This window comes from Marivivens sp. ABH4_498 (assembly GCF_056160585.1).
Genome location: NZ_JBSWXL010000005.1, coordinates 66,550 through 92,483 on the forward strand (window position 1 = coordinate 66,550; position 25,934 = coordinate 92,483).

Below are 25,934 nucleotides of genomic sequence, written 5' to 3' on the forward strand. Positions count from 1 at the left end.
TACAATTGGTTTCGATTAGTATGTCAGCGCTTTGAAATCAGCAGTGACATTCACGTCTGGGTTGGTCGAGTTATCGACGATTTCCAGATTGTATTTGAATGGGCCGTCTTCTTTGCGCTGCCACTGGCCGCCGACGGTGTGGGTCAGACCAACCGATTTCAGCGGCGAGTTGCCGAAATCAACTTCGCCCATGACCGTTTGGGTGCGGGATGCCGCAATCGCATCACGAACCGCGTCGCGGTCTTTTGGATTGCCCGAAGCCTTGAGCGCGCCAATCGCGATTTCAAACAGCGCGTGTTCATAGCCCAATGGCTGTGTCCACTGTGCGCCGCCCGATGCTGCCGAATATGCACCAGCGACTTCCATCGCGGTTTGGCCGGTCAGCGACGAAGTGAACGGCATATCAGGTGTCCACCAGACCTCGGTCGACATACCGTCGCCGCGGTCGCCTAGGTTGTTGACGGACGATGGGAACAGCAGACCTGCAGCGATTGTGCAGATTTTAGGTTGGAAACCCATCTGCGCCGCTTGGTTCCAGAATGTCGCCATGTGGTTTTCGAACGTCGTGCCCGCAACGATATCAACGCCCGCACGTTTGAATTCCGAAATCTGGGTCGAGAAATCATCGGTGTCCAAACGGAACAGGCCGGTGTCTGCGGCAAATTCATAGCCAGCGGCGTTAAAGGCCGGTGGAAAACCGATCTCTGGGTTCGACATAACGCGGCCTGCGTCATTGTCTGCAAACAGAGCACCGATTTTGTGGTTGTTGCCTAGGCTGTCCCACATTGCTGGGAAAATTTTGCCCAGTTCGTCCGCACCAAAGAAGAAGTGGAAGGTATATGGGAAACCTTCTTCGGGGTTGTATTTGCGCGAAAACGCCCACGCTTGCCACGGACCCATGGTCGACAGGGTCGGGATTTTGCGTGCGTCTGCAATTGGGCCGATCGCGGTTGCGCCTTCGGCGTCTGCTACCAGAATTAGGTCGGGGTCTTCTTGCAGCAGCAATTCGTTGCCAACCTGAACCGAACGGGTCGGAGTGGATTGGTTATCTTTGACGATGATTTCGACGTTATAAGTGGTGCCGCCGATGGTCAGGCCGTCTTTGACTGCGTTGCGAACCACATTCAGGGTGTGTTCAGTCGTCGCGGTAAAGCTGGAACGCAGACCCGACATTGGCGCCATAAAGCCGATGCGAATGGTGTCATTCGCGGCCCATGCGCTGCGGACGAATGGTGCGCTCAGGACCGAGCTCGCTGCGGCCATGCGCAGACCCGAACGCAGAACCCCGCGGCGGGTTACGTTATTCATTGGTTTTTTCGACATTTTTCCTCCCTTCGCCAATCGGCGTGAATATGCGTTGGCGCTTCCCCTCTCCCGTGGGGGTTTATCCACTCGCGCCGATGGCTTAGTTATACAGTCAACCAACTAGCGGAAAAATTGACATTTCGCACATCAAGTATCGATGACACGGATACATCGGAACCTCATCCTATCAGGGGGCCAGAACGGTGAAAAAAACCGGCGCACCGCGCAATAACAACCGCAAAACAAAAGAACGGATCATCGCCTCGGCCGAAGTTCTATTCGGCGAAAAAGGTTTTGATGCCGTATCGCTGCGCGACATAACTGATCATGCCAATGTCACGCTGGCTCTGGCAAGCTATCATTTTGTTACAAAACAGAATTTGTTCGAAACTGTGGTTGCCGAACGCGCCGGCATTTTGTGCCGAGAGCGACAGGACAGGCTCGCCCAGATCGGGGAAAGCGGGTCGATCCGCAGCCTGCTGGATGCGTTCATGGCGCCGTTATTTGAACAGGTGAAATCGGGCCATGACGGGTGGACCAGCTATACCCAACTGTTGGCGCGATTGGGCGAAGGCACCCGTTGGATCGATATATTAGAACAATATTTTGACGGCACCGCGCGGCTTTTCCTGGAAAAGCTGATGCAATGCGAACCCGATGCAGACCCAGAACGGGTCGCGCGCGGGTTTACGATGGTGATTCAGGCAATGCTGACAACGGTTTCGCAGCACCCACGTTTGGACAGTCTGACCCAGCAATCCGCGCGGGCGGCGGATCTGGACGCGGCCTATACCGCGCTTTTGGATTTTGCCGAGGCAGGCCTTACTGCTCTTTGTCGTTAAAAGCCGCGCGGGCGGCCATGATTTGCGCGTCGTGGGTTTCGATCCAGTGGATCAGCGTGGTGAGCTGCGCCTCTAGCGATTTGCCCAAATCGGTCAGCGAATAATATACGCGCGGCGGAACGCAGGGTTCTTCGCGGCGGGTGACAAAGCCGTCCCGTTGCAAGGCACGTAAACGCAGGGTGAGCATCCGTTGGGAAATATCGCCCTCTGCTGCGATGGCGCTGATGATCCGTTTCAGGGTTGCATGACGATATTCGCCGCCTGCTAACACCTTTAATAATAACGCAGACCAGTTGTCGCCTAATCGTGCCATGACTTCGCGGACGGGGGTGTCTTTGTCAGGGGCAACATCGCCCATAGACTGCACCAAGGTCACCAAATGACTGACACGAGGGTCAGTGTCGGACAGGGGATTTCCTTCGCCCACGCCTAGCAGTTTTGCGATATCGTTAGGATTCATCGGTGCCCCCTTTGGGGCAGAACGTACCCAAAAGAGCATTGCGCGGAAAGGTCCGACTTTGCGTGCACGATCCGTGCGTCATCACGGATCAAGACATCGCGCGATCACCCGCACGATGTCGTTATTTAGGGGGCCGATTTATTTGTCGGCAGTGGACGATTTGCGGAACAGGATCGTCAGCAGGAAAAGGATCGTTTTCAGGTCCAACAGCTTTAGCGCGGCGCGGGCTTCTTCGGGGGTTAGGCGCGCGGCCATTGGCATCGCGTCAAAAATTTTGCCCCGAATGACCAGATCATTGCCATCGCGTTCCAACCGTTTGACCGACATCAGCGCGTTGTTATGCGCGTCATAGATGGTCATGGTTTTTTTCTTGTTGCTCATCACAATGTCCCCGCAACTACTTTGTCGAAATCGATGTCCATGTCGTCCAGAATTTTGATCGCTGTTGGACGACCTGCGCCGAAAATAGCGCCGCCCGGATGCATGAACGGACCACATAGATACAGGCCTTCGCAGCCCGGAACGGCATATTGCGCCAATTCAGGTGTTGGGCGGAAACCAGACGTCTGGAACAGCTGAAGCCCCGCGCCATGCACCTCTCCGTTTACAAAGGTTGCCGGCGACCAGCGCTGCATATCCAATGGGCTGTCGACCTCGCGGGCGATGACCGCATCAGCAAGGCCGGGATAGAAATGGCTGTGTTTTTCGATCAAACGGTCGGCGACATCTTCTTTGATCTGGTCCCATTTTTCTGGACCTTGGCGTTCGATGTTGAACGGTTGATAGCTGGTCATATACAGGTTCGACATGCCATCAGGTTGCAGACCCGGCAACGCGGTTGGGCCGCCACCCTGCAATGGGTTTTTCGTATTCACACGGCCCATGCGCAGCGGTTCAAAGTTTTCCAAGAACTCGGTCAGGTTCGTCGCGTGGATCGTATTCGCGGCGGTCCCGAATACTTCGTCAGGTAGATTACCGGCAAAGCTATCGACAGGACGATCCAACGCCGCATCGATTTTGAACAACGCATATGGCGCGTTTGTGACTCGTTTTGCGCGGCGCAACATGGCTTCGTCCAGACCTTCGACGAAATCGCCCAGCAGGTTCGGGTGGATCGCTGCAACGACTGCATCTTTGGCGCGGAATTCTTCGCCTTCGATCGACCGAAGGCCAACAGCGCGGCCGCTTTCAACGATTACGCTATCAATTTCAGTGTTATAACGAATTTCGCCGCCGTGATCTTTGATACAATCCAGCAACGCGCGCGGCAGTTCACCACTGCCCCCTTTGGCAAATCCGACAGGATAGAAGTGGGTCATGACGATCATGATGATCACGCCCAGACCTGTGCCCATGTCATCTGGGAACTGCAGGATACCTTCGGATGCCCATTTCAGGATAAAGATCTTCAGCAGATCGCTTTCGAACAGTTCATCGACAATCTGCAATGGGCTGCGGAACATCAGATCGATCAGACGGCGCCCATCTTCGGTGCCCTGCATCATCATCAAAAATGCGCCCATAGGCACGGGTACGTTGAACATGCCCTGCATCAGCATAGGCATCATACGTCCGCCCCATTCGACGAATTCGCGATAGGTTTCGGCGTCTTTCGGCGAAAACCGCGCGATCTCTTCGCAGGTTTTATCGACCGAAATATAGGACCGCATATAGGTAAAGTCCTTGAGAACAAGGCTCATGGGGGGATCGGGATAGATGTATTCCAGACCGTATTTCGATTTCAGGCCCAATTCGTCATTCAACAGCATTGGGTTTGCCTGAATCATCCCGTGGATCATGGAATGTTTGTTGTGCAGGAACCCAGGTGCGGTACGGGGCAGCGTCACCGCGCCGCCACCGGGGAATTCCTTTTTCTCTAGGATCAGTACCTTTTTGCCGGCTTTAGCCAGATAGGCGGCTGTGCCCAGCTGGTTGTGTCCTCCGCCCATAACAACGACATCATAATCAGCCATCGTTTGCTCCCGTTTTGAATAATTTGTCACCTCTTTCTTGCCCAAGCAGCCGCACAACGAAAAGAAGGCACATTTGTGTACCCAGTCATGGCTGGACCATCGACACCATCAATACGTCAAATCAGATAATACGGTTTTTCCGATGGGCGGGCGGGATCTAAATCTGTTCGGAATTCGCAAAAGCCCGACAAAGGAACGATCAATGGCTGACGGTTTATTCCCCGATCTTAAATGGCATCACGTCGGGCTATCGGTTTCCAACCTTGATGCTGCGATCGATTTTTATGGCGAAGTTTTTGGGCTGGTCGTCGAAGACCGCAAATATATCGCTCCGATCGATACCCATCTGGCGTTCCTAAGGCGCGATAATTTCCGTCTAGAGATTTTTCAAAAGGCGGGTTCGGCCGATGTTCCGCCGCATCGCCAGAAACCGAACACTGATCTGGATGAACAGGGCACAAAACACCCCTGTTTTTCCGTAGACGATTGTCAGGCTGCTCTGGAAAAACTCTTTGCGCGTCCCGATGTCGACATTATCGGCGTGATCCGCAAACCGGGCGATCCGATGCTGACCGAAGAAAACCCCTGCCTGAGCGCAGGTGACACCCGCGCACCAGCGGCGGCGTTTTTCTTTCGCGATCCTTGCGATTTGATCGTTGAAATCGTGGCCGCCAAAAATTTCCCCGACTAACGCCGACGCGCACCAAAAGACCAAGGAATAAGACACATGAAATATGATTTAGACGGCAAAGTCGGCTTTGTGACCGGCGGCGCAGGTGGTATCGGCGGGGCTGTTTCGACGATCCTTGCCCAAAGCGGCGCACGGGTTGTCATCGCGGATATCGACGCTGATCGCGCCCATGCCAAAGCGGACGTACTAAAGGCCGCTGGCCATGATGTCATCGCCGTTCAAATGGACCTAGCGAACGAAACCGATATCCAGGCAGCATTTGATACGGCCATGCAGACCTATGGCCGCATCGATTTTCTGGACAACAACGCCGCGCTGTTGACGCCAGAGGTCGCCCGCGCAGACGGCAACATCGAAACCATGGACACCGATATCTGGGACCGCACTTTTTCTGTAAATACACGCGGCACGATGTTGTGTTGCCGCTCGGTATTGAAAATCATGGTCGCCCAAGGCGGCGGATCGATCGTGAACACCGCGTCGAACCTTGCGCTGCAGGGGCACGTCATTCAGGCGGCCTATTCAGCATCCAAGGCGGCCGTGATCCAGATGACCCGTTCCATCGCGACGTCGCATGGCCGCGCTGGTATTCGGTGCAACGCGGTCCTGCCGGGGCTGACCGGTACACCTGCGGCTTTGGCGCATTTGCCGCACGAACTGCATAATGCCGTGCTGGATGAAACACCCGTCGGGTTTATCGGCGTCCCCGAAGATATCGCGCATCTCGTTGTATTCTTGGCGTCTGATGCGGCCCGCAACATCACGGGGCAGACGATGGCATCTGATGGGGGCACATCGATCCACGTACCGGGCTACGCGCCCCTAAACCGTTTTTTCAACGGATACGGCGCATGATTATCGAAGTCGCACATATCACCGTCGCAGAGGGCCACGGCACCGCATTCGAAGCAGCCGTGAACAAAGCCGTCGACGTGTTTCGTCAGGCCAAAGGCTGCAAAGGGCTGCACCTGCAAAAATGTATCGAAGCCCCCGACGAATATGAAGTGATCATTCGCTGGGAAACGCTAGAAAATCACACCAAAGATTTCCGCGAAAGCCCCCTGTTTCAAGAATGGCGCGCGCTGGTTGGAACGTATTTCGTACAGCCGCCAGCGGTTCATCATTACGAAATCGCTATGCAGCGCGCTGATTTTTAACGGATCATTTGGGGGCACGATATGGCTTTGCGTTTGGATGGAAAAATTGCTGTCGTCACGGGCGCTGGGGCCGGTATCGGCAAAGGCTGCGCCGAAATGTTTCGGGCCGAAGGCGCGACCGTCATCGCTGTTGATCTAAAGGACGCCGATTACACCTGCGATTTGACCGACGAACAGGCCGTAGCAGACCTGTTTGAACAGATCGGCGCGGAACATGGACGGATCGATATTCTGCTGAACGCCGCCGCCTTTGGCGTTTTTGCATGGATCGAAGACATGACCTATGCCGATTGGAAACGCACTTTGACCTGCGAATTGGACATTGTGTTTCTACCGACCCGCGCGGCGTGGCCTTGGTTGAAACATAGCGGGCGGGCATCGATCATCAATTTCGCGTCGGCGAACGCGCATCAGGCGTTGGATGGATCGCCCGCACTGGCCCATTGCGCGGGCAAGGGCGGCGTTTTGGCCATGACCCGCCAGTTGGCGATGGAGGGCGCCCCTGACGGCATTCGGGCAAACACGATTGCCCCCGGTTTCATCCAGACCGAAGCAACAAAGCGCCACCTGCACGCGGATCCAGAATTTGCAGAACGTGTTTTGGAAAAGAACATGCTCAAAACGCTTGGCACGCCCGAAGACATCGGATTTTGCGCGATTTGGTTGGGATCAGACGAAGCGCGCTATGTAACAGGCGCCGATATATCCATCGATGCGGGCGCAACAGCGTGGTAATCTGTGTGACCACACGATGTTTGGCCAGCCAGACCCCATCAATATTCATCGTAGTGAACAGGGTAAAATCTGTGCCATACGATCGTCAGGTATCGTTTTGGCAAAGCTCAAATTTCCGCCCGTTCACCGAAACAGCCAATGTTATGTAATGGCCTTGGAGAGAGCCTCGGTGTCTTCATAGAAATGGTAAAAGATTAGCTGCCTTTCCATAGCACGCGTGATCAAGGCCCAATCAGTTTTGCTGGTTGCCCGGACCGTCTGCCGCAAGGTGCCGAATAGCGCAGCGTGGATGTCGTCGCCGAACGCGGCCCTGACTTCAAAGTCGCTGGAATCCAGAACATCGGCAAATCGTCCAAAGACGGCCAGCGCCCCCTTCGGACCGATGAACGTGCCATGCAACGGATGAGCGAGATTGCAACTTGGCTTAGTCGATATAAAGATGGCATCGGATGAGGTGAGTATCTCGGCACCGCCACATTTTATGACGCATCTTGTCATTTTGGCTCTCAAGCGTCTCACAGCAGCCAATCCGAGTATAGCACTTGTGCGGATCGGCCGCAGGGGCGATGGCTCGGGAACCGAGTCAGCACGGAAGGCGACAGCATCGGGCTGCGCAGTAACGATATCGCCAACTGGCTTGCTACATCCCGCGCGGGACGCGCGCCAACGTTTCGGGCCGACTGATAGCCAAATCATTTGATTGAATTTTTACTCCAGCGGTAGGCCAACATAGTTTTCGGCGATGGATTTCGATGCCGCTTCAGAACTGGCAAGATACGCGAATTCCGCCCTTTGCATGCGTTTTTCAAATTCGGAATGTTCGGGGAACTGATGCATCAACATCGACAGCTGCCACGAAAACCGTTCCGATTTCCAAACGCGCGCCAATGCCTGTTGTGAATAACGGGTGATGTAGTCGTCATTGCCCGCGTATTTTTCCGTGAACGCCCGCGCCAAAAGACGGATATCCGACACGGCAAGGTTTAGCCCCTTGGCCCCTGTTGGCGGCACGATGTGGGCGGCGTCCCCTGCCAGAAACAGGCGGCCATATTGCATCGGTTCAGCCACAAATGACCGCAACGGTGCGATCGATTTTTCGAAACTTGGTCCCATTTGTAAATGCGCCGTCGCATCAGGGCCTAAACGGGTGGCGAATTCAGCCCAGAACCTGTCGTCGCTCCAGTCTTCGACTTTGTCAGTGACATCGCATTGAATGTAATATCGGCTGCGCGTCGCAGACCGCATCGACGCCAGCGCGAACCCGTTTTCATGGTTTGCGTAGATTAGTTCGTGGTTCACAGGCGGTTTGTCCACCATGATGCCCAGCCAACCGAACGGATACACGCGTTCGAATGTTTTCAGCACGTCATCTGGAATGGCGCGGCGGGACACACCGTGAAACCCGTCACAGCCCGCAACATAATCGCATTGGATCGTGACCTGATCGCCGTCGTGGGTACACCTCACATAGGGCGTGTCGGTTTTCAAATCGTGCAAGGTCACATCATCGACGTTGAACAAAAACTGCTGCCCGTGTTCGAACCGTTTGTCGAACAGGTCTTTGGTCACCTCGGTCTGGCCATAGACCATCACGGATTTCCCGACCAAACCCTGCAGATCGATCCGATGACGTTGGCCGTCGAACGCCAGTTCAAACCCATCATGCGGGATGCCTTCGCGGTGCAGACGATCGGCAGCGCCGGCCTGTTCCAATGCCGTGACGGTGCCCTGTTCCAACACGCCCGCGCGGATGCGGGATTCGATGTAGGCACGGTCGCGCCGATCCAGAACGACCGTGTCGATGCCCGCATTTGCCAGCAATTGCGCCAGCAACAGCCCCGCCGGTCCAGAGCCTACAACACAGACCTGGGTTTTGATCGTTTTCGTCATGTTCTTCCCTCAGAGTAAGCGAGTGAGATAAAGCGAGAGGCCCGGTATCAACAGCAGCAACGCCACGCGGATCAGTTCGATCGCAAAGAACGGTGCGACCCCTCGGAAAATGGTTGCGATGGATGTGTGCGGCGAAAAGGATTTGATCACGAACACGTTCAACCCGACGGGCGGCGTGATCAGCCCCAGTTCGACCACGATCAGGGCAAGTATCCCGAACCAGATCCGAAGATCATTGTTCGACATCCCGAATGCCGCAGTCGATGCCGTGACATAATCTCCGCCATTCAGCTGCACCAAAACGGGCCAAAAGAACGGGACGATCACCAAAATCATCGACAGGCTTTCCATGAAACAGCCCAAGATGATCAGGATGACCAACATCGCGATCAGGATGAAATACGGCTCCATCGTGGACGCCGCGGCCCAATCTGACAAAGCGGCAGGCAGACCTGTGCGGGCAAAGAAACCTTTTAGGATGTCCGCCGAAAACAGGATGAAATAAATCATCGATGCCGTCCGCGCCGTGGCCAGCAACGCCGCCTTTAGCCGTGGCCATGTCAGCCCGTCGTCGGAAAAATTCCGCAACACCAGACCGTAGACTAGGATCAGGAACACGCCGATTGCGGCCGCTGGCGTTGGCGTGAACAGGCCCATGCCCAGCCCCAAAATGATCGACCCGAAAATCACGCCCACAGGGATCAAGCGGCGCAAGGCATGTTTGATTTCCGCGTCTGTCATCGGCGTCAAATCAGGTGCCAGCGCGGGGTTGCGCCAAATGCGGATTTTAATCACCAACAGGAACATAAGGACTGCTAGAAAACCGGGGATGATTGCGGCCTGGAACATCTCTAGGATCGATGCCTCAACCACGATGGCATAGATAACCAGCGCGACCGACGGCGGGATCAGGATGCCCAAGGTTCCACCAGCGGCCAAAACGCCGGTTGATAGGCCTTCGTCATATTTCAAGCGGCGCAATTCGGGCAGCGCGACGCGCGACATGGTAGACGCCGTCGCAATCGAAGACCCTGACACAGCGCCGAACCCGCCGCACGCCAGAATGGTCGCCATCGCCACACCGCCGCGAACTTTGCGCGTCAGCACCGACAGCCCCTGAAACAAATCGCGGCTTAGCCCTGTTTCGGCGGCCAGAAACCCCATCAGAACGAACAGCGGCACCACCGATAGATCGTAGTTCGCAACGCTGTTCCACAAAGCCGTTTTGAACTGCATCAGGTAGGGGATGAATTTGATGAACGGCGACGTCAGGCTAAGCACCCATGTCCCCACGATGCCTGTGATGATCATCGACAGGGCCACAGGCACCCGCAACATGATCAATCCGAACAGACCAAACAGACCGAATAGGCCGATCAGCTCACGCTCCATGCTGGGCCTCCGATCCAAAGGTTTCCAACAACGCCGCAATGGCCCACAAGACGCACGATACAACAGCGAACGGCATAAAGACCCACACGGACCAGCCTAAAACGGCGGTTTCCACGTTGTCTGCCCGCATCTGAATGGTGCCAAAGACCAACATCACCGCCATGGTCAGCGCAAGCCCCGTCACCAGCAGCCCCGATAGGATCGCCACACCGCGGTTCGCCCAGTCAGGCGCGCGCGACATGAACACATCCACCGCCGCGTGCCCGCCGTGCAGCTGGCAATACGGAAACATGGCCAACGCCGCGACGCCCACGGCCATTGTGACCCCGTCCTCGTAGCCTGACAAACCGCGCACATCCGCGCCCCACAGGCCCGCAATCATATCTGCCAGAAAACCGGCAGCGTTAATGGCCGTCGCGACGACGATGGCAAGCAAGACAATCCCGCCTGCCACCGCCCATGCCGCGATGACACCTGAAATCAGGTTTCGCATCGACATAGTTTTCGTTTACTCGCTATGTGCCTGAACAGCAGCCTGCGCAGCGGCGATCAGCGCATCCCCATCGATGCTCATGCCGTTTGCCTCTGCCAACCAGCGCGCGGACACGCCATCGAACGCAGCGCTGAATTCGGCGGACGCGTCAGCGGACAATGCGGTGACCGAATTGCCAGCGTCCAACGCCATCTGCGCGCCAATGGGTTCAATGTTGTTCCACGCTTCGCCCATCGCGGCGGCCAGCGCCATGCCAGAATGGTCGTCGATGATCTGTTTCAGATCGTCAGGCAGCGAATTGTAGCTGTTTTTGTTCATCGCAAACAAGAAAGTCGAGGTGCCGAAACGGGCCCCGCCATCCAGTTCGACCGATGCTTCGGTCAGTTCAGCCAAACCCAGAGGGATAGCGATTTCAAACGGAACCAGACCCGCGTCAACTGTGCCTTTCGACAACGCCTGCGGCAGCGCAGGAACGGGCATTGCAACGGGCTCTGCGCCCAATTCTTCTAGCAACCATGCGCCGGTCCGCGATGGGCTACGCACCTTTAGGCCCGCGAAATCCGCAGCCGATTCAATCGACCCATTCGCCAGATGCAGCGCGTTACCTGTGTGCACGTGAACCAGCAGCGGATGAACGTCTGCAAAATCAGCGGCCAGTTCATCCATCAAATCCTGAATGGCCAGATTGGTCGCAACAGCGTCACCGCCATGCACATTCGGCAGTTCGAAAACCTCTAGACGCGGGAACGCACCCGGCGTGTACCCTGGCAAAGTCCAGATGATGTCGGCCACGCCGTCGCGCACTTGGCTATACAACTCAGGCGGAGCACCACCCAGCGACATCGCAGGGAAAATTTCGAATGCAATGCGGCCGTCCGATGCCTCTTCGATGGCTTTGGCCCAAGGTTCCAGCAGCACGGTTTGTGTCGGTGCCTTTGGGCTAAGGAAATGATGAATCGAAAATTGGAATTCTTGCGCTGACGCGCCTGTCGCAGCCGAAATCGCGCAGAACGCGGTGGCCAAACCGAATTTTGTGAAACGGTTCATGGTTGATGTCTCCTCCCTATAGATGACTTTAGGATGAAGGTTTTCAACGCCCATAGAAATGCACATTGCCAACAAAAACTTGCACTATCCGATCAGAGTTGCATGAATATCCTGAAATCCAAGGGCCGGAATTTGAATGAATCGCATCATCCCAACGTATGAATTATACGGCGAATTGCTGTCCGGCACGCTGTCTGACCCAGTGCACCACGAAACCATCTTTGAACGCAGCAGCCAGCTTGATTGGACAATCCGACTTCACCGTCATAGCAAAATGGCACAGATTTTCCTGTTTCATTCACCCGATGTCACGTTCCAGATCGGCACCGTCCATCACACATCGGTGGAACCTATGGTGCTGGTCATACCGCCCGACACGCCCCACGGGTTTCGATTTTCCGAAGACGTCATTGGCGATGTTTTAACCATCCCGCTGGGCGATAACAGCCCCGACAGCCTGCCGCGCCTGATCGCAACAGCCCGCAGCCACGGCGGGATCATGCCCCATTCGGCGCTAGAACTGGGGGCAAATATCCTATCGCTGCTTCGGCAAATAAAACACACATTCGGATCGGTCGGCAGCGAACGCCCGCACCTGCTGCGCGCGCTGACGGATGCAATTTGCATGATGTTGATTCAGGAAATGTCCCACACGACGGGTATCCGACAAAACGCCAGCCCGACCGATATGACCCGCCACGAAAAACAGGCACAAAAATTTTGCGAGCTGGTGGAATCGCGGTTTACCCAACCTGATACGATCGACGACTACGCCGCAGCCATCGGTGTGTCAGCGCCTCATCTAACGCGCATTTGCAAACGCATTTTGAACAAATCCCCAAACGACCTGATCCGGCAACGCCGCATGTTAGAGGCCAAAAGGCTATTGGTGTACACACGCCTTCCCATTCACGACATTGCACACCGCGCAGGATTTAACGAAGCCGGATTTTTCAGTCGCACGTTCAAATCCCTGCACGGCACCACCCCCAGTGAATATCGCAAAACAACCGACTGACGGGTTGATGGCGTCCCCCTACCCCATTAACTGTGCAAGACCAAAAACCGGTCTTGCCCAATCTTACGCGACTTTGAGCGTGACCTCGCGGCGTTCAATCAACGCGCTGTGCAGTGCCTTTATCGACGGTTTCAGGTCGTCACGTTCAAGGATGAATTGTACATCCACATTGCGTGGCCCTTGGCTCGCACCCAGCGACGCCATCCCCGCCTGAGCAATCGCGGATAATCCGTGTGTGAGCACCGAAAGCCCCGACAGATCACGGCCAATGACCGACGCCATCGCAAGCGGACGGGCGGAAACCTGCGCGGTCGGATAGGCGTCGGACAGGTCTTTTTCCACGCGGCGCATCACCTTTAGCGACGCATCAAGGTAATGCGTGATCGTATTCGCGTTAGATGTCTTGGACACAATCCGAACATTATGGCGGGTCAGAACATCAAGGATTTTGGCGTCATAGCCTTTGACCCCGACCATATCCTGTTCGAACAGCTCTAGTGCGACGATATCAAGCCCGGTGATCATTTCGACCTGCGGGGTTTGGGCTGGTTTATCGTCAATCAACGTGCCCGGATCCTTGGGTTCGAACGCGTTGGTCACACGCAGCGGCACCTCGGCCTGACGCAGGGTTTTAGCCGCTTTGGGATGGATTGCCTCCATTCCCATGTTCGACATCTGGTCGGCGACATCGTAATTGGTGTGCCCCAATTTACGCGCGACACCATGCCCGACAAGGTTCGGGTCAGCGGACGACAAATGAAATTCTTTGTGAATGATGGCTTCACTTGCGCCGGTCAGCGCCGCCAGACGGGAAAATGTCACTTCGCTATAGCCGCGATCAAATTCACGCATCAAACCTTCGGAACATTGCGCATAGCCTGTCACGATCGGCATTTCAGTGGCGGGGTCAACGTCGGCCATTGCACGGGTGATCCGTTCATCCAGCGTCACATCGCCCTTATCTCGCCAACCCGACAGATCCACAAAGCGCGCGTTCACACCCGCGCGCTGCAACATAAGCGTGGTCACATAGGCAGAGTGCGCCTCGCCCAGACCTGACAGCAATTCGCGGATTTGCAGCATGTGTTCGCCCAGACGGAAATGCCCATAAGAGCACAACCGTTGCAGATCGATCAGGCAATTACGTGCGCCTTCGATCCGTTCAGACACAAAACGATCCGCCTGACCTATATCAGCAGGGTGATCCAACACTTTGCTATGTGCCTCGGTCATCGCTTCGCGGACGCGGGCCAGAGCATCGTGCCAGCCGTGACTGGTGTCCGCCTGAGCAAAGCAAGCATAGACACCTGCTGTGCCGGTCTTTTTGTGTTCCAGCAGCAAGTTGGTGATGCCGCCAAAAGCGGAAACCACGAACACGCGGCCATATAGGGTGTCATCAGCGCGTTGGCCCATGAAAAGCGTATCGCGCAGTTCATCGACGCGGGACATGGATGTCCCGCCGATTTTCTCAACAGTATGGGTCATAGGATTTCGTGCCGAATTAGTCGGCAAGCTCCTCGGCGGGGGCATAGGACCCGTCTTCGCGGTGCACTTCGGTGCCTGTAACGGGCGGATTGAAACAGCACGCCATGTGCAATTCTTCTTCGGCCCGTAGGATATGTTTGTCATTCAGGTTTAGCGCATACATCACGCCAGGGGTGATTTCATGCGTCTCGCCCGTGGCGACATCAGTGATCGATCCTTTGCCTTTCATACAATACACACTTTCAAAGTGGTGTTTGTAATGAAACTGATGCTCTGAACCGGCCTGTAGCACGGTGATGTGAAACGAAAATCCCATCCCGTCATCGGCCAACAGCATACGTGTCGACGTCCACTGCGCATCGGAAACAGAACGATCGGTGCCCTGCAGTTTATTGAAATCGCGAATAATCATTTGGGCTCTCCTTATTGTGCAGCGATTTTCTGCGTGGTCAGCGTGTCATTAACGGCTGCCAGCAAAATGTCGAAACCTTCACGAATGATGTCGGTCGGCGTGGTCAGCGGAGCCAAGAATTTCACGACCTCATCATGCGCGCCCGACGTTTCGATCACCAAACCGCGTTCGTAGGCACGCGAACAAATTTCAGCCGCCAAGTCACCGCAGCCCACATCGACGCCCTGCATCATGCCGCGCCCCTTAAGCGACGCCCCATCGATACGGTCGGCTACCTTTTCAAACAAAGAGGTCAACAGGTCTGATTTGGCGTCCAGTTCTTTTTCAAAGGCGTCATCGGCCCAGAATTTTTCGATTGCGACGCGCGCCGTAACAAAGGCATGGGTGTTGCCGCGGAAGGTGCCATTATGTTCGGCCGGTTTCCACACATCCAAATCGGGACGGATCAACAACGCGGCAAAGGGCAGACCAAAGCCGGAAAGGGATTTCGCCTGCGTGATCATATCGGGTTTGATCCCCGATGTTTCGAACGAAAAATAGGTGCCCGAACGGCCACAGCCCGCCTGAATATCGTCAACAATGATCAAAGCGCCGTGTTTGCGGGCAATCTTTTCAATACCCCGCATCCAAGCGTCAGAGGCAGCGTTCAACCCGCCTTCGCCTTGGATCGGTTCAAAGACAAACGCGGCAGGCGCATCGATGCCCGAAGACGGGTTCGACAACAGGCCATCAATCACCTTGAGCGTATCGACATCATCGCCCATGGCGCCTTCGAACGGCATGTGCGTTACATCCGCCAACGATCCGGTGCCCGCGCCGCCCCGTTTCGATGCATTCCCGGTCAACGCCAACGCACCCATTGTCATGCCGTGGAACCCGTTGGTGAACGCAATCACATTGCGGCGGCCCGTGGTTTTGCGCGCCAGTTTGATCGCAGCCTCGACAGCGTTGGTGCCTGTGGGGCCTGTCATCATCACTTTGTAATCCATGCCGCGCGGCGCAAGGATATGCTCCTCATAGGCGGTCAAAAACGCCTCTTTCGCATCGGTATGGAAATCTAGCGCATGGGTGATGCCGTCGCGCGAAATGTGATCGACCAGCGCGGCTTTCATATCGGGGTCGTTGTGGCCGTAGTTCAGCGACGAACAACCCGCCAGAAAATCGATGTAGCGTTCGCCATCTTCGGTAAACAATTCAGAGCCAAGAGCGCGGGAAAAGCTGGCGGGAAATGCGCGGCAATACGAACGTGCCCCGCTCTCGCGGCGGTCATAGATAGACGTCTTCTGTGCCATGTCTTTGGGCATGGGGAAATTCCTTTGATAATACGTGAGTGGGGGGATTAAGCGGCGCGGCGCAGCGCTGGGGCATTGGCCTTTAGCGTGATTGTCACCATATGTTCGGTGTCATGCGCGCCATCGAAATGCGCCTCTTTTTCGAAATGCGGGACATCCGTCAGCGTGCCGCCGATTGCGCGGGCAAAGCTGCGGAAAAGACCCCAAGAGGCGTCATTGTCTTTGGTGATCGTCGTTCTGAGGGTTTCGGCCCCCTCAACCTCTTCCCGAGCGATCAACTCGAGCAGCATGGCCTTACCCAGGCCGAGGCCACGGGCTTTTTCGCCGACAGCAACCTGCCAGACGAAGAATGCGTTTTGATTGGGGATCATATGACCCGAAATCCAGCCAACAACTTCGCCATCCAGTTCGGCCAGCACGCAAGTATCGCGAAAATGGTCCGCTTGGATCAGGTTGGCATACATGGAGTTTTCATCAAGCGGCTTGCACGCGCGGACGAGCTCCCAAATTGCGGCCCCATCCGTCGCGTCAGGTTTGCGCAGATGGGGCATTCGCGCTCGGGGGCTTTCAGCCTCGCTGATTATCACGTCCTTAGGCATGCATATGTCTCCGTTTTAATTCGCCTTGCTAATTATATAACGAACACAAAAATTTCAACAGTCGAAGTAAATTTTAAGAAAAATACGGGAAAATTGCGAAACTTCCGTAGAAATACGCGGCAAAATCAAAGTATTTTTATCCAATATGTAGTTCGCCTTACGAAGTTATTTGATCAGATAGTTAGGGAATTGAAGCATCGCCCAATTCATGCGACTGTCCCGAGGTTATGAATGAACCCCATCGAGATAGAATCGACGACAGCCTGATTGCCCTGCGGCGGATCCTGCGTGCGACAGAGTTATATTCGCGTGAACTGGCGCAATCGGCGGGGCTGACGCCCGCGCAGCTGCGTGTGTTGCAAATTCTAAAATCAAAGGAAGGGTCAGCGACGCCCAAGGAACTGGCCACACAGATGGGCGTATCGCAGGCCACTGTCACAGCATTGGTGGACAAAATCGTGGCCCGCGGCATGGCTAAACGCATCCGTTCGGAGACTGACCGCCGCCAGACAAATGTGGTGATTTCGGACACCGGCCGCACAGCAACTGACGATGCCCCTGACGCGCTTCAGCAGCGGTATGTCCGCGCATTTGAAAAGCTGAAAGATTGGGAACAGGCCCAGCTGTTGGCGTCGCTGGAACGTGTCGCGGCGATGCTAGACGCCGACGACATAGATGCCTCGCCCGTCCTGACGGCGGGCGAAATCCGTTCCGTCAAACCGACCTAAAGGTCAGCCGAAAACGCCCTTTACTGCTTTCACCGTCGCGTCCACGATGCGATCGGCGTCCTGCGTGGTTAGGCAGAACGGCGGCGCAAGGCCTAAGATATCGCCCTGCGGCATCGCCCGCCCGATCACGCCTTCGGCCAGCATCCCGCCTGCAATCCCGTATCCAACCTTGTCGGCAGGATCAAAGAAGGTGCGACTGTCGCGGTCCTTTACGAACTCAACCGCGCAGAGCATTCCTTCGCCCCGAATATCGCCAACATGCGGGTGATCGCCTAAGGCGTCTTTCATCGCTGCATTCAGATGGCCGCCCACCGTGCCCGCGTTTTGGATCAGCGCCAATTCGTCTAGCAATTTAAGGTTCGCCACGCCTGCCGCCGCTCCGACTGGATGCGCGGAATAGGTCCAGCCATGGCCGATAGGGCCGTTTTCATCTGTGCCTTGTTCCAGCACCTTCCACATCTTGTCGGACACGATGGACCCAGACAGCGGCGCATAGGCCGAGGTCAGCCCCTTGGCGATGGTGATCAAATCGGGTTTCATCCCATAGTGTTCAGATCCGAACATGGTGCCCAAACGCCCAAATCCCGTGACCACTTCGTCTGCGACCAGCAGGATGTCGTGTTTTTCCAGCACCTCTTGGATGGCCTGCCAATAGCCCGCGGGCGGCGGGACAATCCCGCCCGTCCCCAGCACCGGCTCTCCGATAAAGGCGGCGATGGTGTCCGCGCCCTCTCGTTCGATCAGCGCCTCTAGCTCTGCCACGCAATGGGCGACAAATCCCGACTCGGACATATCAAGGTCAGGACGACGGAAATAATAGGGTGCCTCGGTGTGAATGACTTGGCTCAGCGGCAGGTCGAATTTACGGTGAAACAGCTCTAGCCCCGTGAGCGACCCCGTCATCAATCCCGAACCGTGATACCCACGCCAGCGCGAGATGATCTTCTTCTTTTCGGGGCGACCAAGGATATTGTTATAATACCAAATCAGCTTGATGTTGGTCTCATTAGCGTCCGAGCCTGACAAGCCAAAGTAGACCTTGGACATGTGGTCGGGCGCGCGATCCAACACCATTCTTGCCAGCGTGATCGATGCCTCTGTGCCGTGGCCGACATAAGCGTGGTAATAGGCAAGCTCGCGCGCCTGATCGGCGATCGCTTCGGCAATCTCTTGTCGCCCGTAACCCACGTTCACACAGTACAGCCCCGCAAATCCATCCAACAGGTCTTTGCCATCGCGGTCCGTGATATGTACGCCCTGCGCGGTCTTTATCACTCGGGTCGGGGTTTCGCCCCGCGCGTGCTGGGCCAAATGGGTCGAGGGGTGAAAGAAACTATCCTGATCCCATTTTGCGAGTTGGTCGTTGGTGAGCATTGGTCGTCCTTCGGATTGTCGTATGTTCGCACCTTTGCAAAGGATGCTGCGACCGCACCAGACCGAATGGGCTGCAACTATAGTCCAATTGGACTAAATTACCGCTCGCCCGAAAAGACCTCCAAAGGCGGCAAACCCGCCCCTTTCACTTGTTTGGTCACGATATAGGTAAAGTAACGTTCGATCCCGATCTGCGCGTCCAGCAGCGCATCGATCAGCACCTGATACGCCTCGATATCGCGCGCAACGACCTGCAGCAGGTAATCAAACCCGCCCCCTAGCGCCCAACAAGCGCTGATTTCGGGCCGATCGGCGATCGCTGCCTCAAAGGCACGAAAGCTGGCCTGCCTGTGGTCCGACAACTCGACTGAAACAAACACCGTCACCGACGGTCCCAGTTTACGCAGGTTGATCCGCGCCCCATAACCTTCTACGACGCCCGCCTTTTCCAGCTTTTTCAACCGTTCCCACACAGGGGTCGGCGACAGGCCGATGGCCTCTGACAGGCGGGCCTTGGACATGCGTCCTTCGCGCGCCAGAACGCGCAGGATATCGAAATCGCGGGCATCAAGTTTGATCATGCCTCTTGTTTACGCGCAAAACGCGCCGATTGCACCCGCATCGCGCGAAGCCAAAATATATTGGCTTTAGCCATTGACCCGCTCCGCCCTAATCCGTTGACTGAGAGGACAAGCCAACGAAGAAAGTTTTCCATGCCCATCGAAAATGCCCCCTTCTCTGCGACCGAATACGACCGCCGCCTACGCCTGACACGGCAATCCATGCACGAGGCCGGGATCGATGTTCTATTCATCACCAACCCGTCGAACCAGAACTGGCTGACGGGCTATGATGGTTGGTCGTTTTACGTTCATCAGGGCGTGATCGTAACGATGGAAGGCGCCCCCTATTGGTGGGGCCGCGTGATGGATGCTAACGGCGCACGGCGCACGGTTTGGATGGAGGATGACCATATCATCCCCTATGCTGACCGCTACATCCAGTCGACGGATTCACACCCGATGGAGGACCTCGCCTCGCATCTGCGGATCATGGGCTTTGGCAACAAGCGGATCGGGGTAGAGATGGAGACCTATTACTTCACCGCCCGCGCCTTTGCTGTGATGGAACAGGGGCTACCCGATGCCGAATTGATTGACGCGTCCTCGCTGGTGAACTGGAACCGCTTGGTCAAATCGTCGGACGAGATTGATTTTATGCGCCGCGCCGCGCGGATTTCCGAATTGGTGATCGAACGCGCTGTAGAGCTTGCCGAACCGGGCATGCGCAAACACGATCTGGTAGGCGAGTTATATAAAACCTCTGTGCAGGGCGAAGATGACAGTTGGGGCGATTACCCCGCCATTGTACCGCTTCTACCCTCGGGCGAGGATGCCTCGGCCCCGCATCTGACGTGGAACGGCGAGGCTCTTAAATCGGGCGAGGCGACTTTTATCGAACAGTCGGGCTGCTACCGCCGCTATCACGCGCCGCTGTGCCGTACGATTTTCTTCGGTAAACCGCCGCAGCATATGGTGGACGCGGCAAAGGCCCTGACCGAAGGTCTGAACGCAGGTATTGAGGTCGCTCGACCAGGCAACCGCGCCTGCGACATTGCCCGCGCTTTGGACGCGGAGCTGCTGAAAGTCGGCATCGAACGGCCGAACCGTTGCGGCTATGCCGTGGGCCTGTCCTATCCACCTGACTGGGGCGAACACACGGTTAGCCTGCGCGCCGCCGACGAAACCGTGCTTGAACCGGGGATGACATTCCATTTCATGCCGGGGCTGTGGATGGACGGCTGGGGCATGGAAACCACCGAAACGATCATGATCCGCGAAGACGGCCCCGCAGAAACGCTCTGTAACGTGCCCCGCCAGATGTTTATCAAAGACTGACCATGTCCGATCTCGACACCTGTAAAAACATTCTTGGCGATTTGATCGCCTTCCCAACCGTGTCGTCGCAAAGCAACCTTGGCCTGATCTATTACATCGCAGAGCGGTTAGAAGACGCAGGCGCAAAGGTCGACGTTCTGAACGACGCTACCGGCACCAAAGCCAACCTTTACGCGACACTCGGTTCTGATCGATCGGGCGGGCTGTTACTGTCGGGCCATACCGATGTTGTACCCGTTCAGGACCAACCATGGACCACCGATCCCTTCAAAATGGTCGAGGCGGACGGCAAGCTTTATGGCCGCGGCACCTGCGATATGAAGGGGTTCATCGCCACCTGCCTGACCCGCCTCGACGCGCTCAAATCACGGGCCGATGCGCGTCCGATCCACTTTGCCTTTACCTACGACGAAGAGGTCGGCTGCTTAGGCGCGCGCAATCTGGTCGAAATTCTCAAGTCCCGTGAGACCCGCCCTGCCCTTGCCCTGATCGGCGAACCGACAGAGATGCGGGTGATCGAAGGGCACAAGGGCTGCTGCGAATACACCGTGACCTTCACAGGCACCGAGGGGCACGGATCCGCGCCCGATCTGGGCGTGAACGCGGTAGAATACGCAAGCCGTTACATCGCCCGCCTGATGGAGCTACGCGCCGCCCTGATCGCCCGCGCCCCCGCAGGTTCCCGTTTCGAACCACCCCACAGCACGATCAACATCGGCGCGCTACACGGCGGGCACGCGCATAACGTCATTGCAGGCAAAGCGGTGCTGGAATGGGAAATGCGCCCCGTGGTCGACGCCGATATGCACTTTGTCAAAAACCAGATCGCGGCCTATGTGGGCGACACTCTGTTGCCGCAAATGCGTGAAATCGCAGCCCATGCCGATATCAGCACCGAAGTGATTGGCGAAGTCGTCGGCCTAACGCCGATGGACGATAACGCGGCCCGCGATCTGGTGATGAAACTAACGGGGGCCAATGGCGCGGATGTCGTGCCCTTTGGCACCGAAGCGGGACTGTTTCAACAGATCGGCATGAGCGCCGTGATCTGTGGCCCTGGCTCTATCGCGCAGGCACATAAACCCGACGAATTCATCGCCCTCGATCAACTCTCCCAATCGCTCGACATGCTAGAGCGGATCGGCGCACATACACCGTCGCTATGACCCGGCCGTAAGCCGCCACAATACACCCAAAATTGATTCACATTGCAATTTTTCGCCTTAATACTCTGGGATTGATCATTTCAGCCAATTAGACGCCCCCATTGTCGGCGGAACTGTCCGGCAATTCAGAACGAGAGGACAGATCATGCACATCCAACACATCGCTGCCTTTAGCCATGATGGGCGGGGCGGCAACCCAGCAGGTGTCGTTCTGCTAGACGCTCCCGTTGCCGACATAGACATGGCCCGCGTCGCCGCAGAAGTCGGATACTCTGAAACAGTGTTTGCGATACGCGGTAGCGATGGGGTCTATGATTGGCGCGCACGCTACTTCTCACCGGAATCAGAAGTGCCGTTCTGCGGGCACGCGACCATCGCTCTTGGCGCTGTGCTCGGAGAAAAATTTGGCTCTGGAACCTACAATCTAACCTTGAACGACATGACTATTTCCGTTGAGGCTGAGGCAACAGAGACAGGTATGGCCGCGACGCTCACCTCGCCGCCGACGCGAAGCAAAGCCGCAACAGAAGAAGAGACAGCCGACGCTTTGGCGTTGTTCGGCCTAACGACCCGCGACCTTGACGATCGCCTGCCACCTGCCCGTATTCATGGCGGCGTAGACCACGTCATGCTTGCCCTTAACGATCGCGCCAGGCTTGCGACCATAGACTATGACCTGAATAAAGGGCGCACGGTCATGCGGCAGCATGGGCTGATAACGATTATGCTTGTCTATGCAGAAGACGAGCGGACCTTTGTCGTCCGAAACGCCTTTGCATCGGGCGGCGTGCTGGAAGACCCGGCAACTGGCGCCGCGGCGGCTGCCTTTGCAGGCTACCTACGGGACCAACGCTGGCCGCACGGCGGGCACTTCGTCATTCGACAAGGAGAGGATATGGGAGCGCCATCAATCATTAACGTCAGCCTCACCGACGAGGTTGGCACACCAATCCACGTGGCAGGCACAGCACATGTGATGATAGACCAGCATTGAGGTACAGTCGGCCTGTCAGTCGCACCCAAATAAAGGTATTATTTGTCACATTCACCCAACTTCCTGTCGCTCGATGCTCTTGGCGCGAATGGACGACCGATGAAAGTCCTGCGCCTTGAGACGCTTGGAACAGCGACACCCGATGCCGTGTCGGTCGCGGGCTGTCATCTCATTTTGATCCTAACCGAAGGAAGCGGCAGGGCACGGCATGTCGAGGCTCTAGATATCGGGGCGGGCGACATTCATTTTATCCCAGCAGGTGCGCAATTACAGCTCTTGCAGGCGGGGGACATGGCGGGGTGGCTGATTGGATTTGATCCCGTCGCGCTCGCCCTGTTTGGCGCGATGGGCGGTCATGCGCACTCTGATGCCTCGGCGATCACCCAATTGTTGCCGGCGCAGAGCCTGTTCGTGCGGGGCGCGCTGCGCCTGAACCCCGCGCCCGCCCGTTGGCAGCGTCTTTTACAGATCGTGACCGACCTTTATACAGAACAGCAGCGGTCCGATTGGGGCAGTGAACAGGCCGCAGAAGTACTGCTGCGGCTTCTGATGATCGAGCTGCAACGCGAAATGCACGACAACGCGCCGCAGGCCCCTTTGGCGGCGTCGCCCGTGGTCCGCGCGGCGCTCGCGCATCTCGAGGCGCATTGCCTGGAACCTTTGTCGATCAACGACATCGCACGCGCTGTAAAACGCTCTGCCTCTTGGATCTCTCATGCGGTTCGCAAGGAAACTGGGCTGACAATCGGGGACTGGTTACGTGAACACCGCATGGTCGAAGCGCGCCGTCGGCTCGTGGAAACCTCTGCCTCGGTCGAGGCAATCGCAGGCGCGGTGGGCTATGGCGATGTCACCCATTTCATTCGAACCTTCCGAAAGTCCCACGGGATGACACCACGCGCATGGCGGGTAAAGCGGCGCAGCAGCTGACAACAGGATAAGCCGATTTGTTTCTGAGTAGGCGCACTGTTGGAGTGGCCAACAGGGCGGTAGATGCTGTGCGACAGGGCGGAACACGCCCCTGATGACGCAGCTTAAGGATCACAAACATGCTATTCGGAACCCCGATTTCTTGGTTGATCACAGAGGTCTTTGCCTTTGTTATCTTCTTTATGGCGGTCAACCACGCAACCAAACAGGACAACGCTTTTATCAAGATACTGGAACTATTTGGCTTCATGCTTGGTGCGGCGCTTTTTGAAAACGTTGGCGCGTTGGAAGCCAAAACCTATTACTATGATCTGACGCGGATTTTTATGGTCGGCGCTGTGCCGCTGGAAATCCTGATGTTAGAGGCTGCGATCTGGTATGCCGCGCTGAACCTAGCACTCACACTGCGTATTCCACTGTTGCTTATCCCGCTTGTGGTGGGCCTGTTCGGATCTGTGCAGGATATGACGATTGACCCGGCTGCGGTCTTTGATCTGCATCCCTTGGCGGCAGATGTGGCTGCCGCTGTGAACCAAACCCACCCCGGCGCGCTAACAGACGGTACGATGGCTGGTCAGTGGAACTGGACCTATCCGGGCTATGACGAAAGTTTCTTTGGCATTCCGTTCTACAATTTTTCTGGCTGGATGTACCTGATGGCGTTCTACACCGCTTGGACGCTGCTGTTCCGCTGGGTCTATGCCAAAACGGGTCTGCGCTTGGTCGGCTATCTTTATCCCTTCGTCGCCGGTTTCTTGAACATGGTGTCGCTGGGCACACCGCTGAACCGTGTACTGCTCTTTGGCAACCTCGACCCTAGCCTGTCTACCGCAGCAAGCGAGATCACTATGCTGGTGCTGAACTTTGCCGTCGCCATTGCCATTTTGGTCATGTTCCGCAAGCGGGCCGGTCAGATCGACATGAAAGAAGACGGGCTGATCATCTTCGGTCTTCCGATCATCCTGCACCTTTATGACATCGGCTATGCCGTTGTGATGGGCACCACTGTGGCGTATGTACCGGTGTTGCTGGTCTCGGCGATCCATGGCGCGTACCTTTACGCAGTTTGGCACCAAATCCGGCCTAACGCCCCCGCAAATTGAAAATTTTCGGGACTGGCCAACCCAACCGTAGACAACGACAGGTGGGCCCTTTGATCCGTCACTAACGCAGCGATACCACAGTCGATCCGACTGCCCGAACGTTACCCAAAAAGTTCTTTCATCTTTTTGGCGACAAGAACGGGGTAACGTTCCGGCATCAAGCGCACAATCAGATCAAGCCGTTTTGCTTTACCCGTCAAAACAATCCGCCGCTTCCCGCGCGCCATACCATCTAGGATCTGACGCGCAGCTGCCTCGGGGGGCATTTTCAACAATTTCTCTTGATAGACCTGCAAACGCCGGCGGGCGGCGGGCTGTTTGACTGCAGGAAGGGCGTCGATCTCTGCTGCGCGCCGCGATGCGATTTGCGTTGCCACTCCGCCCGGATGCACCACTGTCACGTCAACAGGATGCCCGTCGTAAAGCATCTCTTGACGGATCGCCTCAGAGAAGCCGCGGACCGCAAATTTTGCCGTCACATAAGGCGACATATGCGGCTGCGCCATCAGTCCATTCAGGCTGGAAATTGTCACCAAATGTCCATCGCCGCTGGCAATGAGATGCGGAAGAAAGACGCGCGCGCCGGTCAAAACGCCGTCAAGGTTTACCACCATGACCTTGTCGAACTCTGCAACTGGCATCTGCGTGAAAGTGTCATTGGTGGGCGAAATCCCCGCATTTCCAAACAACATGTTCACACGGCCAAACCGTTCCAATACGTGTTCGCCGTAGGCCGCAAAACTTGCACGATCAGCCACATCGAGCCAATCGGCTGTCACCTCTGCGCCGCGATGACGGGCCTCGGTTGCGGTGTTTTCGACCCCTGCAACGTCAATGTCCGAAAGGGCCAGCCGCGCGCCGCGTTCTGCCAAGGCAAGCGCAAGGGCGCGCCCAATGCCGCTGCCCGCACCTGTGATGACCGCAACGCGATCGGTGAAGATATCTTTCAT

28 protein-coding genes are annotated in these 25,934 nt (G+C 56.3%); 12 read left to right on the forward strand and 16 right to left on the reverse strand.

Annotated elements, in window-relative coordinates; all coding sequences use genetic code 11:
* Positions 1-15: 15 nt before the first annotated feature.
* Positions 16-1,323, reverse strand: a complete 1,308-nt coding sequence (locus tag ACXAGA_RS12025) for an ABC transporter substrate-binding protein (RefSeq protein ID WP_475117717.1) — start codon at positions 1,321-1,323, stop codon at positions 16-18.
* A gap of 185 nt (positions 1,324-1,508) precedes the next feature.
* Between ACXAGA_RS12025 and ACXAGA_RS12030 the strand changes: the two genes are divergently transcribed.
* A complete protein-coding gene (locus ACXAGA_RS12030) occupies positions 1,509-2,147 on the forward strand; it encodes a TetR/AcrR family transcriptional regulator (RefSeq protein WP_475117718.1) in 639 nt (212 codons plus the stop codon).
* On the opposite strand, the gene ACXAGA_RS12035 is transcribed toward ACXAGA_RS12030, so the two are convergent.
* From ACXAGA_RS12035 to ACXAGA_RS12045, 3 genes are all read right to left on the reverse strand, one after another.
* On the reverse strand, positions 2,128-2,607 hold the full coding sequence (locus ACXAGA_RS12035) for a winged helix-turn-helix transcriptional regulator (protein WP_475117719.1): 480 nt from the start codon (positions 2,605-2,607) through the stop codon (positions 2,128-2,130). The two genes, ACXAGA_RS12030 and ACXAGA_RS12035, sit on opposite strands and share 20 nt — an antisense overlap.
* 138 nt (positions 2,608-2,745) lie before the next feature.
* Entirely contained in the window at positions 2,746-2,988 is a 243-nt protein-coding gene (locus ACXAGA_RS12040) for a hypothetical protein (RefSeq protein ID WP_475117720.1), read from the reverse strand.
* Positions 2,988-4,610 (reverse strand): phytoene desaturase family protein, encoded by a 1,623-nt coding sequence (locus ACXAGA_RS12045; protein WP_475117721.1) that lies wholly within the window; start codon positions 4,608-4,610, stop codon positions 2,988-2,990. The genes ACXAGA_RS12040 and ACXAGA_RS12045 overlap by 1 nt, the downstream gene beginning before the upstream one ends.
* Before the next feature lie 172 nt (positions 4,611-4,782).
* On the opposite strand from ACXAGA_RS12045, the gene ACXAGA_RS12050 reads away from it, so the two are divergent.
* The 4 genes from ACXAGA_RS12050 to ACXAGA_RS12065 are packed head-to-tail and all read left to right on the forward strand — an operon-like array spanning position 4,783 to position 7,163.
* Positions 4,783-5,271 carry a VOC family protein gene (locus ACXAGA_RS12050; protein WP_475117722.1) on the forward strand — a complete coding sequence of 163 codons (489 nt, stop codon included), beginning with the start codon at positions 4,783-4,785 and terminating at the stop codon, positions 5,269-5,271.
* Between the two features lie 36 nt (positions 5,272-5,307).
* Positions 5,308-6,126 carry an SDR family NAD(P)-dependent oxidoreductase gene (locus ACXAGA_RS12055; RefSeq protein WP_475117723.1) on the forward strand — a complete coding sequence of 273 codons (819 nt, stop codon included), beginning with the start codon at positions 5,308-5,310 and terminating at the stop codon, positions 6,124-6,126.
* On the forward strand, positions 6,123-6,428 hold the full coding sequence (locus ACXAGA_RS12060; protein ID WP_475117724.1) for an antibiotic biosynthesis monooxygenase family protein: 306 nt from the start codon (positions 6,123-6,125) through the stop codon (positions 6,426-6,428). Before ACXAGA_RS12055 ends, ACXAGA_RS12060 begins: the two co-directional genes overlap by 4 nt.
* A gap of 21 nt (positions 6,429-6,449) precedes the next feature.
* Positions 6,450-7,163, forward strand: a complete 714-nt coding sequence (locus tag ACXAGA_RS12065; RefSeq protein WP_475117725.1) for an SDR family NAD(P)-dependent oxidoreductase — start codon at positions 6,450-6,452, stop codon at positions 7,161-7,163.
* A gap of 141 nt (positions 7,164-7,304) precedes the next feature.
* On the opposite strand, the gene ACXAGA_RS12070 is transcribed toward ACXAGA_RS12065, so the two are convergent.
* The 5 genes from ACXAGA_RS12070 to ACXAGA_RS12090 form a co-directional block, all read right to left on the reverse strand.
* Complete coding sequence (locus ACXAGA_RS12070) at positions 7,305-7,661, reverse strand: nuclear transport factor 2 family protein (RefSeq protein WP_475117726.1); 357 nt, start codon at positions 7,659-7,661, stop codon at positions 7,305-7,307.
* 210 nt (positions 7,662-7,871) lie between these two features.
* Positions 7,872-9,053, reverse strand: a complete 1,182-nt coding sequence (gene pobA, locus ACXAGA_RS12075; RefSeq protein WP_475117727.1) for a 4-hydroxybenzoate 3-monooxygenase — start codon at positions 9,051-9,053, stop codon at positions 7,872-7,874.
* Positions 9,054-9,062: 9 nt separating this feature from the next.
* Positions 9,063-10,445 (reverse strand): TRAP transporter large permease, encoded by a 1,383-nt coding sequence (locus tag ACXAGA_RS12080; RefSeq protein WP_475117728.1) that lies wholly within the window; start codon positions 10,443-10,445, stop codon positions 9,063-9,065.
* The gene (locus tag ACXAGA_RS12085) at positions 10,435-10,944 is read right to left on the reverse strand and encodes a TRAP transporter small permease (protein ID WP_475117729.1); all 510 of its coding nucleotides are present in this window, start codon (positions 10,942-10,944) and stop codon (positions 10,435-10,437) included. Before ACXAGA_RS12085 ends, ACXAGA_RS12080 begins: the two co-directional genes overlap by 11 nt.
* Positions 10,945-10,953: 9 nt before the next feature.
* Complete coding sequence (locus tag ACXAGA_RS12090) at positions 10,954-11,985, reverse strand: TRAP transporter substrate-binding protein (RefSeq protein ID WP_475117730.1); 1,032 nt, start codon at positions 11,983-11,985, stop codon at positions 10,954-10,956.
* Between the two features lie 136 nt (positions 11,986-12,121).
* Between ACXAGA_RS12090 and ACXAGA_RS12095 the strand changes: the two genes are divergently transcribed.
* A complete protein-coding gene (locus tag ACXAGA_RS12095) occupies positions 12,122-13,003 on the forward strand; it encodes a helix-turn-helix domain-containing protein (RefSeq protein ID WP_475117731.1) in 882 nt (293 codons plus the stop codon).
* A gap of 63 nt (positions 13,004-13,066) precedes the next feature.
* On the opposite strand, the gene ACXAGA_RS12100 is transcribed toward ACXAGA_RS12095, so the two are convergent.
* From ACXAGA_RS12100 to ectA, 4 genes are read right to left on the reverse strand one after another with little or no spacing between them, the layout of a single operon-like run.
* Positions 13,067-14,488 carry an aspartate kinase gene (locus tag ACXAGA_RS12100; RefSeq protein ID WP_475117732.1) on the reverse strand — a complete coding sequence of 474 codons (1,422 nt, stop codon included), beginning with the start codon at positions 14,486-14,488 and terminating at the stop codon, positions 13,067-13,069.
* A 16-nt stretch (positions 14,489-14,504) separates the two neighbouring features.
* Positions 14,505-14,900, reverse strand: coding sequence for an ectoine synthase (locus tag ACXAGA_RS12105; RefSeq protein WP_475117733.1), 396 nt, complete (start codon positions 14,898-14,900; stop codon positions 14,505-14,507).
* Between the two features lie 11 nt (positions 14,901-14,911).
* Complete coding sequence (gene ectB / locus ACXAGA_RS12110) at positions 14,912-16,204, reverse strand: diaminobutyrate--2-oxoglutarate transaminase (protein WP_475117734.1); 1,293 nt, start codon at positions 16,202-16,204, stop codon at positions 14,912-14,914.
* Positions 16,205-16,239: 35 nt separating this feature from the next.
* On the reverse strand, positions 16,240-16,791 hold the full coding sequence (gene ectA, locus ACXAGA_RS12115) for a diaminobutyrate acetyltransferase (protein WP_475117735.1): 552 nt from the start codon (positions 16,789-16,791) through the stop codon (positions 16,240-16,242).
* A 227-nt stretch (positions 16,792-17,018) separates the two neighbouring features.
* On the opposite strand from ectA, the gene ACXAGA_RS12120 reads away from it, so the two are divergent.
* Complete coding sequence (locus ACXAGA_RS12120; protein WP_475117736.1) at positions 17,019-17,519, forward strand: MarR family winged helix-turn-helix transcriptional regulator; 501 nt, start codon at positions 17,019-17,021, stop codon at positions 17,517-17,519.
* A gap of 3 nt (positions 17,520-17,522) precedes the next feature.
* Here the strand turns inward: ACXAGA_RS12120 and ACXAGA_RS12125 are convergent, their stop codons facing one another.
* Both ACXAGA_RS12125 and ACXAGA_RS12130 read right to left on the reverse strand, forming a co-directional pair.
* The gene (locus ACXAGA_RS12125; RefSeq protein ID WP_475117737.1) at positions 17,523-18,893 is read right to left on the reverse strand and encodes an aminotransferase; all 1,371 of its coding nucleotides are present in this window, start codon (positions 18,891-18,893) and stop codon (positions 17,523-17,525) included.
* Between the two features lie 98 nt (positions 18,894-18,991).
* A complete protein-coding gene (locus tag ACXAGA_RS12130; RefSeq protein ID WP_475117738.1) occupies positions 18,992-19,474 on the reverse strand; it encodes an Lrp/AsnC family transcriptional regulator in 483 nt (160 codons plus the stop codon).
* 132 nt (positions 19,475-19,606) lie between these two features.
* Here ACXAGA_RS12130 and ACXAGA_RS12135 point away from each other — a divergent pair, with 132 nt between their 5' ends.
* From ACXAGA_RS12135 to ACXAGA_RS12155, 5 genes are all read left to right on the forward strand, one after another.
* A complete protein-coding gene (locus tag ACXAGA_RS12135) occupies positions 19,607-20,791 on the forward strand; it encodes a M24 family metallopeptidase (protein WP_475117739.1) in 1,185 nt (394 codons plus the stop codon).
* 2 nt (positions 20,792-20,793) lie between these two features.
* Positions 20,794-21,957, forward strand: coding sequence for an acetylornithine deacetylase (gene argE, locus ACXAGA_RS12140; protein WP_475117740.1), 1,164 nt, complete (start codon positions 20,794-20,796; stop codon positions 21,955-21,957).
* A gap of 145 nt (positions 21,958-22,102) precedes the next feature.
* Entirely contained in the window at positions 22,103-22,951 is an 849-nt protein-coding gene (locus ACXAGA_RS12145) for a PhzF family phenazine biosynthesis protein (protein ID WP_475117741.1), read from the forward strand.
* A 99-nt stretch (positions 22,952-23,050) separates the two neighbouring features.
* Positions 23,051-23,881: a helix-turn-helix domain-containing protein gene (locus ACXAGA_RS12150; RefSeq protein WP_475117742.1), complete on the forward strand. Its 831-nt coding sequence runs from the start codon at positions 23,051-23,053 to the stop codon at positions 23,879-23,881.
* Between the two features lie 119 nt (positions 23,882-24,000).
* Complete coding sequence (locus ACXAGA_RS12155; RefSeq protein WP_475117743.1) at positions 24,001-24,984, forward strand: hypothetical protein; 984 nt, start codon at positions 24,001-24,003, stop codon at positions 24,982-24,984.
* Positions 24,985-25,085: 101 nt separating this feature from the next.
* Here ACXAGA_RS12155 and ACXAGA_RS12160 read toward each other — a convergent pair whose 3' ends face one another.
* The gene (locus tag ACXAGA_RS12160) at positions 25,086-25,934 is read right to left on the reverse strand and encodes an SDR family NAD(P)-dependent oxidoreductase (protein WP_475117744.1); all 849 of its coding nucleotides are present in this window, start codon (positions 25,932-25,934) and stop codon (positions 25,086-25,088) included.

What these genes read in the sequence shown, in the direction of transcription:
- ACXAGA_RS12025 (WP_475117717.1), bottom strand. Translation starts at nt 1,323, where the DNA reads ATGTCGAAAAAACCAATGAATAACGTAACCCGCCGCGGGGTTCTGCGT.
- ACXAGA_RS12035 (WP_475117719.1), bottom strand. Translation starts at nt 2,607, where the DNA reads ATGAATCCTAACGATATCGCAAAACTGCTAGGCGTGGGCGAAGGAAAT.
- ACXAGA_RS12040 (WP_475117720.1), bottom strand. Translation starts at nt 2,988, where the DNA reads ATGAGCAACAAGAAAAAAACCATGACCATCTATGACGCGCATAACAAC.
- ACXAGA_RS12050 (WP_475117722.1), top strand. Translation starts at nt 4,783, where the DNA reads ATGGCTGACGGTTTATTCCCCGATCTTAAATGGCATCACGTCGGGCTA.
- ACXAGA_RS12055 (WP_475117723.1), top strand. Translation starts at nt 5,308, where the DNA reads ATGAAATATGATTTAGACGGCAAAGTCGGCTTTGTGACCGGCGGCGCA.
- ACXAGA_RS12060 (WP_475117724.1), top strand. Translation starts at nt 6,123, where the DNA reads ATGATTATCGAAGTCGCACATATCACCGTCGCAGAGGGCCACGGCACC.
- ACXAGA_RS12065 (WP_475117725.1), top strand. Translation starts at nt 6,450, where the DNA reads ATGGCTTTGCGTTTGGATGGAAAAATTGCTGTCGTCACGGGCGCTGGG.
- ACXAGA_RS12070 (WP_475117726.1), bottom strand. Translation starts at nt 7,661, where the DNA reads ATGACAAGATGCGTCATAAAATGTGGCGGTGCCGAGATACTCACCTCA.
- pobA (WP_475117727.1), bottom strand. Translation starts at nt 9,053, where the DNA reads ATGACGAAAACGATCAAAACCCAGGTCTGTGTTGTAGGCTCTGGACCG.
- ACXAGA_RS12080 (WP_475117728.1), bottom strand. Translation starts at nt 10,445, where the DNA reads ATGGAGCGTGAGCTGATCGGCCTATTCGGTCTGTTTGGTCTGTTCGGA.
- ACXAGA_RS12085 (WP_475117729.1), bottom strand. Translation starts at nt 10,944, where the DNA reads ATGTCGATGCGAAACCTGATTTCAGGTGTCATCGCGGCATGGGCGGTG.
- ACXAGA_RS12090 (WP_475117730.1), bottom strand. Translation starts at nt 11,985, where the DNA reads ATGAACCGTTTCACAAAATTCGGTTTGGCCACCGCGTTCTGCGCGATT.
- ACXAGA_RS12095 (WP_475117731.1), top strand. Translation starts at nt 12,122, where the DNA reads ATGAATCGCATCATCCCAACGTATGAATTATACGGCGAATTGCTGTCC.
- ACXAGA_RS12100 (WP_475117732.1), bottom strand. Translation starts at nt 14,488, where the DNA reads ATGACCCATACTGTTGAGAAAATCGGCGGGACATCCATGTCCCGCGTC.
- ACXAGA_RS12105 (WP_475117733.1), bottom strand. Translation starts at nt 14,900, where the DNA reads ATGATTATTCGCGATTTCAATAAACTGCAGGGCACCGATCGTTCTGTT.
- ectB (WP_475117734.1), bottom strand. Translation starts at nt 16,204, where the DNA reads ATGCCCAAAGACATGGCACAGAAGACGTCTATCTATGACCGCCGCGAG.
- ectA (WP_475117735.1), bottom strand. Translation starts at nt 16,791, where the DNA reads ATGCCTAAGGACGTGATAATCAGCGAGGCTGAAAGCCCCCGAGCGCGA.
- ACXAGA_RS12120 (WP_475117736.1), top strand. Translation starts at nt 17,019, where the DNA reads ATGAATGAACCCCATCGAGATAGAATCGACGACAGCCTGATTGCCCTG.
- ACXAGA_RS12125 (WP_475117737.1), bottom strand. Translation starts at nt 18,893, where the DNA reads ATGCTCACCAACGACCAACTCGCAAAATGGGATCAGGATAGTTTCTTT.
- ACXAGA_RS12130 (WP_475117738.1), bottom strand. Translation starts at nt 19,474, where the DNA reads ATGATCAAACTTGATGCCCGCGATTTCGATATCCTGCGCGTTCTGGCG.
- ACXAGA_RS12135 (WP_475117739.1), top strand. Translation starts at nt 19,607, where the DNA reads ATGCCCATCGAAAATGCCCCCTTCTCTGCGACCGAATACGACCGCCGC.
- argE (WP_475117740.1), top strand. Translation starts at nt 20,794, where the DNA reads ATGTCCGATCTCGACACCTGTAAAAACATTCTTGGCGATTTGATCGCC.
- ACXAGA_RS12145 (WP_475117741.1), top strand. Translation starts at nt 22,103, where the DNA reads ATGCACATCCAACACATCGCTGCCTTTAGCCATGATGGGCGGGGCGGC.
- ACXAGA_RS12150 (WP_475117742.1), top strand. Translation starts at nt 23,051, where the DNA reads ATGAAAGTCCTGCGCCTTGAGACGCTTGGAACAGCGACACCCGATGCC.
- ACXAGA_RS12155 (WP_475117743.1), top strand. Translation starts at nt 24,001, where the DNA reads ATGCTATTCGGAACCCCGATTTCTTGGTTGATCACAGAGGTCTTTGCC.
- ACXAGA_RS12160 (WP_475117744.1), bottom strand. Translation starts at nt 25,934, where the DNA reads ATGAAAGATATCTTCACCGATCGCGTTGCGGTCATCACAGGTGCGGGC.